Source organism: Pseudomonas sp. NMS19W, assembly GCF_051554255.1.
GTDB lineage: Bacteria > Pseudomonadota > Gammaproteobacteria > Pseudomonadales > Pseudomonadaceae > Aquipseudomonas > Aquipseudomonas kribbensis.
The window spans coordinates 4600425-4616205 of the sequence record NZ_CP136718.1 but is presented as its reverse complement, the minus strand read 5'-3'; the positions used below and the strand labels follow the sequence as shown (position 1 = coordinate 4616205).

Here is a 15781-nt window from a genome sequence, read left to right as displayed (position 1 = left end):
CCCTCTGTTTACGTTTCGGATCGCCCGCCATGACTGCCCATCGAATTGGTTTCCTGATTTGGCCCAGCACTAAAGCTCTGACTTTGGCGCTGGCAGAGGAGGCCTTGCGTGTTGCCCAGCGTGTGCATCCGGACGTGGTTTACGAGCTGTCGTTCCTGCAGGCCGAAGCACCGACCGAAGGTGAATGGCAACTGCCCGGCGAACCCTGGGCCGGCAAGCTCGAAAACTTCCAGAAACTGTTCCTGCTCGCTGACGAGCCACCGACCACGTTGGCGCCGGCACTCAGCAGCGCGCTGAAACAACTGGTGCGCGCCGGTTGCGTGATCGGCGGTCTGTCGGCCGGCGTGTATCCGCTGGCGCAACTCGGTCTGCTCGACGGTTATCGCGCGGCGGTGCACTGGCGCTGGCAGGACGATTTCGCCGAGCGCTTCCCGAAAGTCATCGCCACCAGCCATCTGTTCGACTGGGATCGCGATCGCCTGACCGCGTGCGGCGGTATGTCAGTGCTCGATCTGTTGCTGGCGGTACTGGCCCGTGATCACGGTGCGGAACTGGCCGGTGCGGTCTCGGAAGAACTGGTGGTCGAACGCATCCGCGAAGGCGGCGAGCGTCAGCGCATTCCATTGCAGAACCGTCTCGGCTCCAGCCATCCGAAGCTCACCCAAGCGGTGCTGCTGATGGAAGCCAACATCGAAGAGCCGCTGACCACCGACGAAATCGCCCAGCATGTGTGCGTGTCCCGACGTCAGCTGGAGCGGATCTTCAAGCAATACCTCAACCGCGTGCCGAGCCAGTACTACCTGGAACTGCGCCTGAACAAGGCCCGGCAGATGTTGATGCAGACCAGCAAGTCGATCATCCAGATCGGCCTGTCCTGCGGTTTCTCCTCGGGGCCGCATTTCTCCAGCGCCTATCGCAACTTCTTCGGCGCCACGCCACGGGAAGACCGCAACCAACGGCGCAGCAGCAGTCCGTTCGAACTGTCGTCAGTGCCGCCCGAGCGCGGTTGATCCTCCAATCACAGCGCCATGCTTCATGGCGCTGTTGATTCAAGTGTTGTTAATCCTCGATCTCGCCACTGGGGCGACCGCTCACCGGTGGATGTTCGAGCACCCCGTCAACGTTCAGCGTCAGGCCTGTTTCCTGGTAATAAGCCCGGATTCGCTGCATGGCCTGAGCGGAGAAGGGATTGCCGCGCAGGTCGTAGCGATCCGCAACATAGGCAGGCACCTCCATCAGTTCGTCCGGCATTTCACGGATTTCATTGCCCGACAGATCCAGCTCCATCCAGTTGAAGTTATCGAGAACGCCCTTCGGGATTTCGCGAATGCCGGTGGTGCTCAGGTCCAGATCGGTAAGCCCTTGCAGATTGCTGAGGTCAGGTGTCAGCCCGAGCGGATTGTCATGCAGGTGCAGCAGATCAAGGTTGTCCAGGTTCGCCAGCCCTGCGACGTCCCGCGGTGACAGGGTGAGGCCGCACGCTGGCAGACTCAGTGTGTTGAGCCGCTTCATCCGGAAGATGGCCTCGGGGATACCGGTCAGTTCATAGCCTTGGATGTCGACGCTGACGAGCTGAGGGAATGCCTCGAGAAATCGCCCGATCCGTGGCGAGTCATCGCGGGTGTTGACCAGATGCAGGTCCGAAACATGGTCGAAGCCGACGCTCAGTGTCGGCAGTTCGCCCAGGATCGGTAGCCGGAAAGTGAAAGTGTGATCGCCGGTGTCCGAGCCTTCCACGGGTATTCTGCGCCAGCAGGACAGCAGCGCTTCTCTGAATGTCGTTCTGTTTTGTTCCTCCGTCAGGCGTTCGTCAAGCGTGAGTGGCTGACCGGGCAAGCGATGGTCCGGTATATCGCTTTCCCAGGTCGCCAGCTCGCCCAGTAACCGGCCGAGTTCCGCTTCCCGGCGGGCCAGTTCTCTGCGGCCATCGGTCAGTGAACCTTCAAGTTGATAGATGAGCGTGCTGGCCTGTTCATCGTCCAGCGCCGGATAGAGTGTCCGGGTGCGTGCGATGTCTGCCGGTTCGGCCAGTACACCGAGGTTCTCCCCGGTCTCGCGATAGTAGGTCTTGATGCGCTCCCGGGTGGGTGCGTTCAGCGGATTGCTGCCGAAGTCAAAGCCGTTGGTGACAGAGGCGGGCAGCTCGAAGAGTTCCGGGGGAGCTCGGTGAGATGGTTGCCACTGAGTATCACCGTTTCCAGTCCTGGTGCCTCCAGCAAACCTGGAGGAAGACTGGAAATTCCGGTGTTCGAAAGGTCGAGAAACTCCAGAGACGGCAGCCTGCGGACGTCGGGCGAACGGCCCAGGGGATTGCTGTAGAGATCGAGCCGGACCAGTTGCTTCAGCGAATGCAGCGCGGCGCTACCTTGGTCATCCAGCACGATTTTGCAGTGACTCAGAGCCAGTTGTCGCAGGTCCGGCATTCCGGTCAGCGCCTGCGGAATCTCTGACAGTGCCAGGTTACCCAGCTCAAGCGAATCGAGACCGGTGAAGCCGCGCAGGAACTCCGTGCCCACCCGTAACTGGTGATCGCCGACGATCGACAGTGCCGTGACGTGCGCGAAGTCTGCGCTCAAGGCCGGCAGCTCACCGATGAATCCCGGGTCCAGGCTGAGGATTACGGCTCTTGATTCCGGATTTTCCGCAGACCTCAGGCGCCAGAACGATTCCAGCTCCAGGCGAAATGTCGTACGGCTGGCGAACTCCGCGGCGCGGTCGCTTTCGGTCAGTACAAGGCCACTGCCCGGATAGCGTTCCGGAATATCGGTTACCCACTGTTCCAGATCTTGCTCCAGCTGCTGCAATTCGGCCTCCCAGCGTTCGATCTGCAACCGGCCGTCATCGATGTTTCCCTCCAGCAGATACAGCACTCGATTGGCGTCATTATCGTCCAGGGACGGGAACAGCTCGCGGACTCGCTCGATGTCTTCCCGAGGCATCGCAACGCCAAAGTTCAACCTGAACTGCCGGTAACAACGCTTGATGCGCTCAAGCATGGCGGGTGAGAGCGGGTTGTCGGCAAGGCTGAGCTGTCTGGGCGGCCGGGCGTCGACTTCGAAGAGGATGTCGGGCAGTTCACGGATCTGGTTGCGATCGAAAAAAGCTGCGAGCAGACGGGGATGGTCGAACAGGTCGTCGGGCAGGCTCGAAATGCCGCTGTCGACCATGTGCAGTTGAAGCAGTGCCGGTAGCGTTTTGAGGTTGGGCGATTGCCCCAGTGGATTTCGGTTCAGATTCAGGTACTGAAGGGTGTCAAGTGATGACAGGGTCGCGTGGCTTTGTGGGGTAAGCGTCAAGCCGCAGTTTTCCAGAGTCAGACGTTCCAGAGAGGGAATGTGCAAAGCTGATATCGGGTTTTGCCCAAGACTGAAATCCCGCAGTTCCAAATGATGCAGAGTGGAGAAAGGCTGAAGAAACCCGTCAAGGTCGCTCAGTGCTGCATTGCCCGTGAGTGAAAGGATGCGGATGTGGCCGAAGTCGGTCGTCAGCCTTGGCAGCTCCCCGCTGAACGCCAGGTTGGCGACCAAAGAGTCGCCCCGTTGCCTGGGGTTTTCCGGTAATCGGACACGCCACAGTGCCTGCAGTCGTTCGACAAAGGCTGCTCTTGCCGAGTGTTCCGCGAGGAACTCCGAAGTAGTGAAGGGGCGTTGAGTGGCGGGATGCGTCTGGGGGATCGCCATTTTCCATTGCGCCAGATCGGCGGTGAGTTGCTCGAATTCCGCTTTCCAGTGCCTGAGTTGACCGCGCCCATGCTCCAGGTCGCCGGGTAAGCCATAGAACACATCGCTGGCCTCTTCGATATCCAGGGCGGGAAACAGGGCCTGGGTGGCTTCGATGTCCGGTTGCTCGGCGAGTACCGCGAAATCCACACCGGTTTCCCGGGAATGACGTTTGATCCTTTCACGAGTATCGGCGGTCAATGGATTGCCGGAGAAATCGAACCCTTCGCTGGCCGGCGCGGGCATGTCAAACAAGGCTTCGGGCAGCTCGCTGATCCGGTTGTCGCTGACGATGGCCGTTCGCAGTTTCGGGTGCCCGGACAGGCCGGCCGGCACATGCCTGATGCCGGTGTGGGAGATATCGAGGTAGGTCAGTTCGGTCAGGCTGCCGACATCGGGTGTGTTGTCCAGCGGGTTATCCGGCAATTCGAGCGATTCAAGTTCGCGCATGGACGCCAGTGCGATCTGTAGCTCGCCAGTGAGCCGCACACCGCAATTCTTGAGCAGCAACGTCTCAAGCATGGGCAAGGCGCTGAGTGTCTGTGGCAGTTGATCCAGTGCAAAGTCATGCAGGATCAGGCGCTTCAATCGGGGGAAGCTTTGGAGGAAGGCAGAGGTGGCATTTATCTGTTTGTTTCCGTTCAGGGATAGCGTCGTGATGTGGTTGAAATCTGCCGTCAGCACGGGCATGTCGCCGATGAACGTGGCTTGCGCCGAGAATACGTCCGCTCTTGTCAGCGGGTGTGCGGTCGAGCGGTGGCGCCATAGCCGTTCAATCCTTCCGGCAAATATTTCCCGCTCGTAAAACTGACTGGAATGTTCCTGGGGTGTCAGCATCTCCCCTGTGGACGGATTGCGATTCGGCGTGTTCCGCGCCCATGTCGCTAGGTCGGCGGTCAGCCGGGTGATTTCACTTTCCCATCGCTCCAGTTGAAGTCGGCCTTGCGCCAGTGAGCCCGGCAGGCTGTAGATCAGTTCGCTGGCCTGACGGTCGTTAAGATCGGTAAACAGTGCTTTGGTCCGGCTTATTTCCGTTTGCTCGGGGCGAACTCCCAGATCGCTGCCGGTCCGGTTGTAATAGATCTTCACTTTTTCCCGGGTCGCACTGGAAAGCGGATTGCCGAAAAAATCGTATCCGGCGGTAGAGGCGGCAGGTTGCTGGAAAAAAGGATCGGGGAGCGTGGTGATCTGATTGTCGGTAAGCCACGCGCTGATGAGGCGAGGATGGTTCAGAAGTCCCGGCGGGACTTCGGAGATTCCAGTGCTGGAAAGATTCAAGTGAGTCAGGTTTGGCAAAACGCTGAAATCGAACGTCACCCTCAGTGGGTTGTTCTCCAGATTCAGTGCGGTCAGCCCGTTGAGTGACGACAGCAGCGACTGGTTTCCGGGTGTCAGGACGACACCGCAATTTTGCAGCGTCAGCTGTTGCAGTTGCGGGAGGTTCGTCATGCGCTGCGGCAGATTGCGCAGGTCGAAATCGAGCATATCCAGGCGTACCAGCCCCGGAAAGCGCTCGAGAAAGGTATTCACGGCGCCAGGCGTGTTACTGCCGATCAGCTCCAGCTCGACGACGTGGCCGAAGTCCGCTGTCAGGGCCGGTAGATCGCCCACGATCGGCTGCGAAAAGCGCATCTCGTAACCATTGAGACCGCGCATCTCTCTGCGCCAACAGTTGCGCAGGGCGTGGGCGTACATCTGGCGATCGCGGATGGCCGACATCCGCTGGTCATCCGATATTCGGGTGCCGTTTGCCGGGTTGATATCCGGGAGGTCGAATATCCATTGATTGAGGTCGCTATCGAGTTGTGCATATTCAAGCTGAAGCCGGGACAGCTCGGCGATTGCTCCACCCGGGTGGTTTTCAAGACGCCGGGCCAAGGCGAGCCGATCGGTCTCGGACATTCTCGGGTAGATCTGTCTGATCCGGTTATCCAGCGTGCGAGGTGCTTGCAGGGCTGGCGGTGCGTTGCGTGAGTAACCATCGGCACCCAGCAATCGCAAGGCGTCCACGGCAGGTGCCGGGGCAGGGGCGGGCAAGATCGCCAGCCGCAGTTCGGTGCGGGGGAGCGGATTGTCGCGGATGGCTTGCCTGAGCTTTGCGCCATCGCCGATCTGCAGGTTCAATGCTTGTCGTTGCGCGTCCGGCAAGGCTTGCAGGACAGCCGTGTAGAAGTCGGTGGGGCCCAGCAGTTCCAGTCCCTGTTCGTCGTGTGGCTGCCAGAGACCATCGGGTTTGAGGACCAGCACTTTCCGCACGGGAGCGTCGACAGGGCCGGTGCTGTCGAGTAGCTGGCCTTCACGGGATTGGGCACGGACTTCAAGATGTACGTCTGCTGGCCAGCCAGGCAATTGCTGAAGGCTGTGCAGGGCGAGGGTGTCGGAATCGGGATTGTGCACCGAGTCCAGTTCAAGCCCCTCGTAGGCACGGGTAATGCGCAGCTCGTGCCTGGCCTGATCTGTCAGGGCCTGCTGCCGTTCGGGCCAGCGTCCCTGGCTGATCTCCACCAGCTCTGAGCCGGTCGCCGTCCTCAGCAGTTCTTCGGTGATTCTGATGGGCAGTTGCGGTGCATGCACAGCCACATGCCTGGCCAAGGGATCAACGCTCCGTTGCAGCGCCTGATAGCGCGCCTCGAAAAGTGAAGGGCGCTGTTGTCGGGCAAGCTGTGCAAGCATGGCTCTGAGTTTGCGGGTGCGCGCATCGAGGGCGTACATCTCGCCGAACCCCTCGCCCAGCAATGTGTTGATTTCCGGTTCGTCGAGGGTCTGGATCAGTGTCTTGAGCAGGTCACCTTCGGCGAGGCTGTCCTGGCGGAGCTCCGTCAGAGGAAGCGATTGGTCGGTCGTGGATTGCCATGCGAGTTCACCTTGCTCGTTGATGAATCGCAGCCTTTTGTTGGCCGGCCACAGATTCTGTTCCTTGAGAAGCTGGAGCTGGATCAGCGGAGCCGCATTCAGGTATTCCTCGGGTCTATCGCTGGCGATACGGTCAATGAAGTCCTGCAGGTCCTGATCGATCCGAAAGCGCTGGATGCTGTCGGCCAGCAACGGCGGCAGGCGTTCCTGGTTGACGTGCATTTTGCGCAGTGCATCTTCCGGATAACCGCTGACCTTGAGGATCCGTTCGCGTTTGGCGGGGAAAAACGCTTCGACGCTATGGCCGATGCGTTGCAATGCTGTCGTGGTGTCCCACTCGAGCGGTCGTTCAAGCTCGGTGTAAAAGGCGCCATCGCCGTTATGGCGCACGATGGGGCGGTAGGTGTCCGCGCGGGTCGGATGCTCGATATACAGTTTTCCGGGATGCTCGTGAGCGCTGACTTCGTAATGACTTTGGTCGATGGGGAGCAGCCTTTTCCCTTGGTACAAATGCAGTCCTTGCGGGTCGGGCCCGGACCCCTTGGGTGGTTTAACCTGACGTGCGTACGGCTGCAGATCCGGTTTCCAGTACAGCGTCTTGCCATTGCGCAATTTCACGGGCTGGAAGCGGTCGATCAGTGCGATGAGCTCCGCAGGCAGGATTTTCGGCAGCTCCTCGACGGCGATGGCACCACCGATGCCGAAGGCTCCGAGCTGGATCAGTGATTCAAGTGCGCCGAACATGTGCTCGGCAACCTCTGTGCTCAGCCCCTCGGCCCAGTCGACGATGCCTTCGAACACTTCGTCGAGAAACTGATAGGCCATGTACGCCATCATCATTTCGCCCAGAAAGGGCACGAAGGGCATCAGCACGAACGAGGCGATTTCAAGAATCGAAAAGGCAATCCGGCTGAAGGCATCCCATGTCGCCCAGCGGGCGTTGCGGTCGACGGTAGCGGTCGGGACAGCGATCGTCGCCGCGTCATTGAGGATCTTGTTCAACTTTCGTTGATAAAGCTGATCCAGCAGCGGACCCTCGATGGGCGTGGTGGAAAATTGCAGATTGGGCTTGTCGACGGGCGTGTCTCGCCAGGCGGGCAATGAGCTGCCGGGTGCCGAAGGGTGCCATTTCACCCGACTCAGGCGCTGCCCGAGGTCGGCGAAAAAGTACCCGCGCTGGTCATGGGCCACGAAGCGGCTGAAGAATTTCTGATACTCCGGGTTGCGCAGCTGACGTGTCAGCTCGCGCATCATGTCTGCGGTCGAGGCGTATTCCTTGAGCGGATGTTCGGGGTCGTCCGGCACATAGGCCACCACCCTGACCGGGGTGCGTGCCTGCTGCAGATCCGGCGCGAAAAGAACGATGCCGGTCAGCTTCGACGACATCATGCTCAGGTCATGGCAAAGCAGCGCCTGGCCATTGACTCGCATGCCTTGCAAATCGTCGAGCAAGCCGCCGATCAGACGCACGTACAGCTCGCTGACATCGCCATTCATTTGCGCCATCTGCAAGGCGACCTGGATGGCGATCTTTTCACTGGCGTTGATGCGCAGATGCAGCGCCGCGCTGGCGACGGGGTCGCCGATACCCAGGTTTTCTTCAAGATACGTTTTGTAGCGGGCGCCGATATCCAGTTCCCGGCACAGTCGGGCGAACGCCGCGACGCTGATGAGCGCCTTTAACTGTGGCAGGGTTTCGAACTGGCCCGACGGCGATGGACGGGTGATAAAGGTGGACTCGCTGGCGTAGGCGTCAACTGCGGTTTCGTCTTCTTCGAAGTTGTGCAGCGCTGCATCGAGCAGCGATACCGTCCAGGTACGACTACCGGTGGTGATCGAAAATCCGGGCGTTGTCACCGGGATGTAGAGATGCAGGAATGTGTTCCTGACATCCACGTCCAGACTGAATCTGCTCTTCAGCGCCTGGGTCAGGATTGGCTCGGCGTAGGCGCCGGCGTCCTGCAGATGCTCAAGCGTCCGGTCGATGGTGTTTTGCATGCTCATGCGTTGAGCGATGAGGGCTCTCAATTCAGCATGCTGCGTTTTTGGTGCTTTCTTGAGGTTGTCGGTGAGCGTGCGGCGATTGTTTTTCAGAGCCTGGCGGCGTGCAGCCGAGGCTTTGCCGAGCCATTCCGGGAAAGCGTTTCTGAGGGGTTCGTAGTGTTCAGGGGGATTGAGCGCTGCGTGGGCTGCAACTTGTCCGGTGGATGCCTGCATCGAGTCTGTCCATGTACGTCGGGAAACCGTCAGCAAACCAGAGATCTCGGCAGTGGATGCGGTACATATGTATGACAGACCGGCACATGCCAATTGATATGCTCGTGGGCCTGCTGCAATTGTCGGCGACGGTTTAAACTGCGCCTTTGCGACGCTATATGTCGCATTGCCGTAAACCCGGGAAAATCCGGGGTTTGCGCTATAAGAAGTTGTCGCTTGGCGACAAGGCCGGGCACAAAACTGTCCTTACAATCCCCCCATCGCTCGCCAGTTTCAGGCGGGTGGCCCTCATCAGGAGACTCCGATGTCCGTTGAGCACGCTGCGGTACAACGCGCCGATTTCGACCAGGTTATGGTTCCCAACTACGCGCCTGCCGCTTTCATTCCGGTGCGTGGCGCCGGTTCCCGCGTCTGGGATCAGGCCGGCCGCGAGCTGATCGACTTTGCCGGCGGCATCGCCGTCAACGTATTGGGCCATGCGCATCCGGCGCTGGTCGGTGCCTTGACCGAGCAGGCGAACAAGCTGTGGCACGTGTCCAACGTGTTCACCAACGAGCCGGCCCTGCGTCTGGCGCACAAGCTGATCGACGCCACCTTTGCCGAGCGCGTGTTCTTCTGCAACTCCGGCGCCGAAGCCAACGAGGCCGCCTTCAAGCTGGCCCGTCGTGTCGCGTTCGACCGTTTCGGCACCGAGAAGTACGAAATCATCGCCGCGCTCAACAGCTTCCACGGTCGCACCCTGTTCACCGTGAACGTCGGTGGCCAGTCGAAGTACTCCGACGGTTTCGGCCCGAAAATCACCGGCATCACCCACGTGCCGTACAACGATCTGGCGGCACTGAAAGCCGCTGTTTCGGACAAGACTTGCGCGGTCGTTCTGGAACCGATCCAGGGCGAGGGCGGCGTGCTGCCGGCCGAGCTGGCTTACCTGCAAGGCGCCCGTGAACTGTGCGACGCGAACAACGCGCTGCTGGTGTTCGACGAAGTGCAGACCGGCATGGGCCGTACCGGCAACCTGTTCGCCTACCAGCATTTCGGCGTGGTTCCGGACATCCTGACCAGCGCCAAGAGCCTGGGCGGCGGTTTCCCGATCGCCGCGATGCTGACCACTGAAGCGCTGGCCAAGCACCTGGTCGTCGGCACTCACGGCACCACGTACGGCGGCAACCCGCTGGCGTGCGCCGTGGCTGAAGCGGTGATCGACGTGATCAACACCCCTGAGGTGCTGAACGGCGTCAACGCCAAGCACGACAAGTTCAAGACCCGTCTGCAACAGATCGGCGAGAAGTACGGCCTGTTCACCCAGGTGCGCGGTCTCGGTCTGCTGATCGGTTGCGTGCTGAGCGATGCCTGGAAAGGCAAGGCCAAGGACATCTTCAACGCCGCTGAAAAAGAAGGCCTGATGATTCTGCAGGCCGGTCCGGACGTGATCCGTTTCGCCCCGAGCCTGGTGGTTGAAGACGCGGACATCGACGCCGGCCTGGATCGCTTCGAACGTGCTGCTGCGAAACTGACCCAAGCCTGATTCATGCAAGACCGCCCGGCACCTGTCGTCATCGACAGGCGCCGGGACAAATTTCCTGTGCCGGGCCTGCCCGGCATTTTTTTCCCGAGTCGGCGCTTTCGCCGACCTGAAGTAGAGAAAGGAGTGACACCATGCTGGTGATGCGCCCCGCGCAAATGGCTGATCTGGGCGAGGTACAGCGTCTGGCTGCGGACAGCCCGATTGGTGTCACTTCCTTGCCGGATGACGTTGAACGCCTGAGCGACAAGATCGCCGCGAGCGAAGCCTCGTTTGCCGCCGAAGTGAGCTTCAACGGTGAAGAGAGCTACTTCTTCGTCCTCGAAGACACCGCCACCGGCAAACTGGTGGGCTGCTCGGCGATCGTCGCTTCGGCCGGTTATTCCGAGCCGTTCTACAGCTTTCGCAACGAGACCTTCGTGCACGCTTCCCGCGAGCTGAAGATCCACAACAAGATTCACGTGCTCTCGCAGTGCCACGACCTGACCGGCAACAGCTTGCTGACCAGTTTCTACGTGCAGCGCGAGCTGGTGGGGTCGCCTTGGGCCGAACTCAACTCCCGTGGCCGTCTTCTGTTTGTCGCCAGCCATCCGGAGCGTTTCGCCGATTCGGTGGTGACCGAGATCGTCGGTTACAGCGATGAAAACGGCGACTCGCCATTCTGGGACGCCATCGGTCGCAACTTCTTCGACCTGAACTACGCCGAGGCCGAGCGTCTGTGTGGCCTGAAAAGCCGCACGTTCCTCGCCGAACTGATGCCGCATTACCCGATCTACGTGCCGCTGCTGCCGGACTCCGCTCAGGAAGCGATGGGCCAGGTGCACCCGCGTGCGCAGATCACCTTCGACATCCTGATGCGCGAAGGCTTCGAGACCGATCACTACATCGACATTTTCGACGGCGGCCCGACCCTGCATGCGCGTGTCTCGGGGATCCGTTCGATCGCCCAGAGCCGAGTGGTGCCGGTGAAGATCGGTGAGCCGGTCAAAGGTGCCGGGCGCCAGTATCTGGTGGCCAATGCCCAGTTGCAGGATTACCGCGCGGTACTGCTGGAACTGGATTACGCACCGGGCAAACCGGTGACCCTGGATCTGGAAGCGGCCGAAGCCCTGGGCGTCGGTGAAGGTGCCAGCGTGCGCCTGGTGGCGGTTTAACGCCTTAGCGAGTTTCACGGGTGGCCACGGCGGCCCGTTTGAGGAGATAGCATGATTGTTCGTCCCGTACGCAGCAGCGATTTGTCCGCTCTGATCGACCTGGCCCGCAGCACCGGCACCGGCCTGACCACTTTGCCGGCCAACGAAGAACGCCTGACCCACCGGGTCGGCTGGGCCGAGAAGACCTTTCGCGGTGAAGCCGGCCGTGGCGACGCGGACTACCTGTTCGTGCTCGAAGACGACAACGGTCGCGTGGTGGGGATTTCCGCCATCGCCGGTGCCGTCGGTCTGCGTGAGCCGTGGTACAACTTCCGTGTCGGCCTGACCGTCAGCGCCTCGCAGGAGCTGAACATCTATCGCGAAATCCCGACGCTGTTCCTGGCCAACGACCTGACCGGCAACTCCGAGCTGTGTTCGCTGTTCCTGCACGCTGATTACCGCACCGGCCTCAACGGTCGCATGCTGTCCAAGGCGCGGATGCTGTTCATCGCCGAGTTCCCTGAGTTGTTCGGCAACAAGATCATTGCCGAGATGCGCGGCGTATCCGATGAAGCCGGCCGTTCGCCGTTCTGGGAAAGCCTGGGCCGTCACTTCTTCAAGATGGAATTCAGCCAGGCCGATTACCTGACCGGCGTCGGCAACAAGGCGTTCATCGCCGAACTGATGCCGAAATTCCCGCTGTACACCTGCTTCCTGTCGCCGGACGCGCGCAACGTCATCGGCCAGGTGCACCCGGACACCGAGCCGGCGCTGGCGATGCTCAAGAGCGAAGGCTTCAGCTACCAGGGTTACGTCGACATCTTCGACGCCGGTCCAGCCATCGAGTGCGAGACCAGCAAGATCCGCGCGGTGCGTGACAGCGAGGCGCTGGTGCTGGCCATCGGCACGCCGGGCGACGACGCGACGCCGTTCATCATCCATAACCGCAAACGCGAAGACTGCCGCATCACGGCTGCGCCGGCCCGTCTGGCCGCCGGTACGCTGGTGGTCGATCCGTTGACCGCCAAACGTCTTCAACTCAACGCTGGCGATCAGGTTCGCGCCGTGGCGTTGTCTGCTGCCCGGGAGTCGAAATAATGAATTCGCTATACATCGCAGGTGAGTGGCTGGCCGGTCAGGGCGAGGCCTTTCAATCGCTGAACCCGGTGACCCAGCAAGTGCTGTGGTCGGGGGAGGGGGCCACCGCCGCTCAGGTCGAGTCGGCCGTGCAGGCTGCGCGTCAGGCGTTCCCGGGCTGGGCCCGTCGCACGCTCGAAGACCGCATCAGCGTGCTCGAAGCGTTCGCCGCTGCGCTGAAAAACCACGCCGACGAACTGGCCCGCACCATTGGTGAGGAAACCGGCAAACCGTTGTGGGAAGCCGCGACCGAAGTCACCAGCATGGTCAACAAGATCGCGATCTCGGTGCAGAGCTACCGCGAACGTACCGGCGAGAAGAGCGGCCCGCTGGGCGACGCCACCGCCGTGTTGCGCCACAAGCCCCACGGCGTGGTGGCGGTGTTCGGCCCTTACAACTTCCCCGGCCATTTGCCGAACGGCCACATTGTGCCGGCGCTGCTGGCCGGTAACAGCGTGCTGTTCAAACCGAGCGAGCTGACCCCGAAAGTCGCCGAGCTGACGGTCAAGTGCTGGATCGAAGCCGGTCTTCCGGCTGGTGTCTTGAACCTGCTGCAAGGCGCCCGGGAAACCGGGATTGCTCTGGCGGCGAATCCAGGCATCGACGGTCTGTTCTTCACCGGTTCCAGCCGTACCGGCAATCACCTGCACCAGCAATTCGCCGGGCGCCCGGACAAGATCCTCGCGCTGGAAATGGGCGGCAACAATCCGCTGGTGGTCGATCAGGTCGCGGACCTCGACGCTGCGGTGTACACGATCATTCAGTCGGCATTCATTTCCGCCGGTCAGCGCTGCACCTGCGCCCGTCGTCTGCTGGTGCCTGAAGGCGCGTGGGGCGACAGCCTGCTCAAGCGTCTGGTGGAAGTCAGTTCGACCATCGAGGTCGGCGCGTTCGATCAGCAGCCGGCGCCGTTCATGGGTTCAGTGGTTTCCCTCGGCGCGGCGAAAGCGTTGATGGATGCCCAGGCGCATCTGTTGGCCAATGGTGCAGTGTCGCTGCTGGCAATGACTCAGCCACAGGCGCAGTCGGCGCTGCTGACCCCGGGCATCGTTGATGTGACGGCGGTTGCCGATCGCTCCGACGAAGAACTGTTCGGCCCGTTGCTGCAAGTGATCCGCTACGCCGATTTCGCGGCGGCGATTGCCGAAGCCAACGACACCGCATTTGGTCTGGCCGCCGGCTTGCTGTCGGATTCCGAAGAGCGCTATCAGCAGTTCTGGCTGGAAAGCCGCGCCGGTATCGTCAACTGGAACAAGCAACTGACGGGGGCTGCGAGCAGCGCGCCGTTCGGCGGTGTCGGCGCTTCGGGCAACCACCGCGCCAGCGCCTACTACGCGGCGGATTACTGCGCGTACCCGGTGGCCTCGCTGGAAACCCCGAGCCTGGTATTGCCGGCGGCCCTGACGCCTGGCGTGAAGATGGCGTGAGGGGTGTCCTACCTCGATTGCACTCGATTGTTATTTGATGCCTATAAAAACAGATTCTCGTGGAGCCTCGCTGATGAAATCCTTTGAAGTCAATTTTGACGGTCTAGTGGGGCCGACCCATAACTACGGTGGTCTGTCCTACGGCAACGTCGCGTCCCAGAGCAACAGCCAGCAGTCCTCGAACCCGAAGGAAGCGGCGCTGCAAGGCCTGGCGAAAATGAAAGCGCTGATGGAAATGGGCTTTCAGCAGGGCGTTCTCGCACCGCAGGAGCGTCCGGATGTGGCGGCTCTGCGCCGTCTGGGTTTCAGCGGCACCGACGCCCAGGTGATCGAGCGCGCCGCGAAAGAAGCGATGCCGCTGCTGGTCGCCAGTTGCTCGGCGTCGAGCATGTGGGTGGCCAATGCCGCCACGGTCAGCCCGAGTGCCGACACCGCTGACGGTCGCGTGCACTTCACGGCCGCCAACCTGAACTGCAAATACCACCGCAGCATCGAACACCCGACCACCAGTCGTGTGCTGGGTGCGATGTTTGCTGATCAACAGCACTTCGCTCACCACGCCGCATTGCCGGCGGTAGCACAGTTCGGCGACGAAGGCGCAGCGAACCACACGCGTTTCTGCCGTGAATATGGTGAGGCCGGTGTCGAGTTCTTCGTGTTCGGTCGCAGTGCGTTCGATACCCGCTATCCGGCGCCACAAAAATACCCGGCGCGCCAGACTCTCGAAGCGTCTCAAGCGGTTGCCCGTCTGCACGGGTTGCGTGACGACGGCGTGGTCTACGCGCAGCAGAACCCGGCGGTGATCGATCAGGGCGTGTTCCACAACGACGTGATCGCAGTGGGCAACGGCGAGGTGCTGTTCTATCACGAGGACGCGTTCCTCGACACCGAGAACATGCTGGCCGAACTGCAAGCCAAACTGGCCAAGGTCGGCGGCAAGTTCCAGTCGGTCTGCGTGCCGCGCTCAGCGGTTACCGTGGACGACGCGGTGCGTTCCTACCTGTTCAACAGCCAGCTGCTGTCGCGCCCTGACGGTTCGATGTTGCTGATCGTGCCGGAAGAGTGCCGTGGCAACGAGCGCGTGTGGAATTACCTGCAAGGCCTGACCAGCTCCGGCGGCCTGATCCGTGAGGTGAAAGTCTTCGATCTCAAGCAAAGCATGCAGAACGGCGGTGGCCCGGCGTGCCTGCGACTGCGCGTCGCGCTCAACGAAACCGAGCTGGCGGCCGTCAACCCAGGGGTTATCATGACCGCCCCGTTGTACGGTTCGTTGACCGCATGGGTTGAAAAGCACTACCGCGACCGCCTGAGCGAAAGCGATCTGGCGGACCCGCAATTGCTGCTTGAATGCCGGACGGCACTGGATGAACTGACGCAAATCCTTAAACTGGGCGCGGTTTATCCATTCCAGATCAATTGATGACCGGTGCGCCGCTTCGTCGCGGCGCACGGTTCCATCTCCCCCAAGAGAGCGTAAAACATGAGCGATTCCCTGCAGCTGATCCTTGAAGACACCGACGGCACGCAACTGCAAACGTCCTGCACCCGCGTCGCGGTCATGTGGCAAGGCAAAGAGCTGTGGATCCAGCAGGACGGCCGCGGCCAGCTGCTGATCGGCGTGGACGTCGAAGAAGGCGACGAAGAGTACGCCAACCTGTTGCTGCGCCCATTGGCGACTAATCTGGTAAGTCTGCAACTGGAGATGGAACCGGCTGACCTCGGCGACGATGACGGTCACGTGCACGGCCCGGATTGCAACCACGACCACTAAGG

The 15781-nt window shown here is 61.1% G+C and carries 9 protein-coding genes; 7 read left to right on the top strand and 2 right to left on the bottom strand.

Annotation, left to right across the window (positions count from 1 at the left end):
- The first annotated feature begins 29 nt into the window (after window positions 1-29).
- Window positions 30-1010, top strand: a complete 981-nt coding sequence (gene argR, locus R1A29_RS21055) for a transcriptional regulator ArgR (RefSeq protein ID WP_085709719.1) — start codon at window positions 30-32, stop codon at window positions 1008-1010.
- A 49-nt stretch (window positions 1011-1059) separates the two neighbouring features.
- Here the strand turns inward: argR and R1A29_RS21050 are convergent, their stop codons facing one another.
- Complete coding sequence (locus R1A29_RS21050) at window positions 1060-1836, bottom strand: hypothetical protein (protein ID WP_438299454.1); 777 nt, start codon at window positions 1834-1836, stop codon at window positions 1060-1062.
- A gap of 257 nt (window positions 1837-2093) precedes the next feature.
- Window positions 2094-8789, bottom strand: coding sequence for a dermonecrotic toxin domain-containing protein (locus R1A29_RS21045; protein WP_438299453.1), 6696 nt, complete (start codon window positions 8787-8789; stop codon window positions 2094-2096).
- A gap of 304 nt (window positions 8790-9093) precedes the next feature.
- Between R1A29_RS21045 and R1A29_RS21040 the strand changes: the two genes are divergently transcribed.
- The 6 genes from R1A29_RS21040 (at window position 9094) to R1A29_RS21015 (ending at window position 15779) form a co-directional block, all read left to right on the top strand.
- Window positions 9094-10314: an aspartate aminotransferase family protein gene (locus tag R1A29_RS21040; RefSeq protein WP_085709721.1), complete on the top strand. Its 1221-nt coding sequence runs from the start codon at window positions 9094-9096 to the stop codon at window positions 10312-10314.
- 131 nt (window positions 10315-10445) lie between these two features.
- A complete protein-coding gene (gene aruF / locus R1A29_RS21035) occupies window positions 10446-11465 on the top strand; it encodes an arginine/ornithine succinyltransferase subunit alpha (RefSeq protein ID WP_025112905.1) in 1020 nt (339 codons plus the stop codon).
- Window positions 11466-11516: 51 nt separating this feature from the next.
- Window positions 11517-12542, top strand: coding sequence for an arginine N-succinyltransferase (gene astA, locus R1A29_RS21030; protein WP_027612638.1), 1026 nt, complete (start codon window positions 11517-11519; stop codon window positions 12540-12542).
- Window positions 12539-14008 (top strand): succinylglutamate-semialdehyde dehydrogenase, encoded by a 1470-nt coding sequence (gene astD / locus R1A29_RS21025; RefSeq protein WP_164872184.1) that lies wholly within the window; start codon window positions 12539-12541, stop codon window positions 14006-14008. Before astA ends, astD begins: the two co-directional genes overlap by 4 nt.
- Before the next feature lie 73 nt (window positions 14009-14081).
- Complete coding sequence (gene astB / locus R1A29_RS21020) at window positions 14082-15428, top strand: N-succinylarginine dihydrolase (RefSeq protein WP_134827827.1); 1347 nt, start codon at window positions 14082-14084, stop codon at window positions 15426-15428.
- 60 nt (window positions 15429-15488) lie between these two features.
- Window positions 15489-15779, top strand: coding sequence for a hypothetical protein (locus R1A29_RS21015; protein WP_011335531.1), 291 nt, complete (start codon window positions 15489-15491; stop codon window positions 15777-15779).
- Window positions 15780-15781 lie beyond the last annotated feature (2 nt).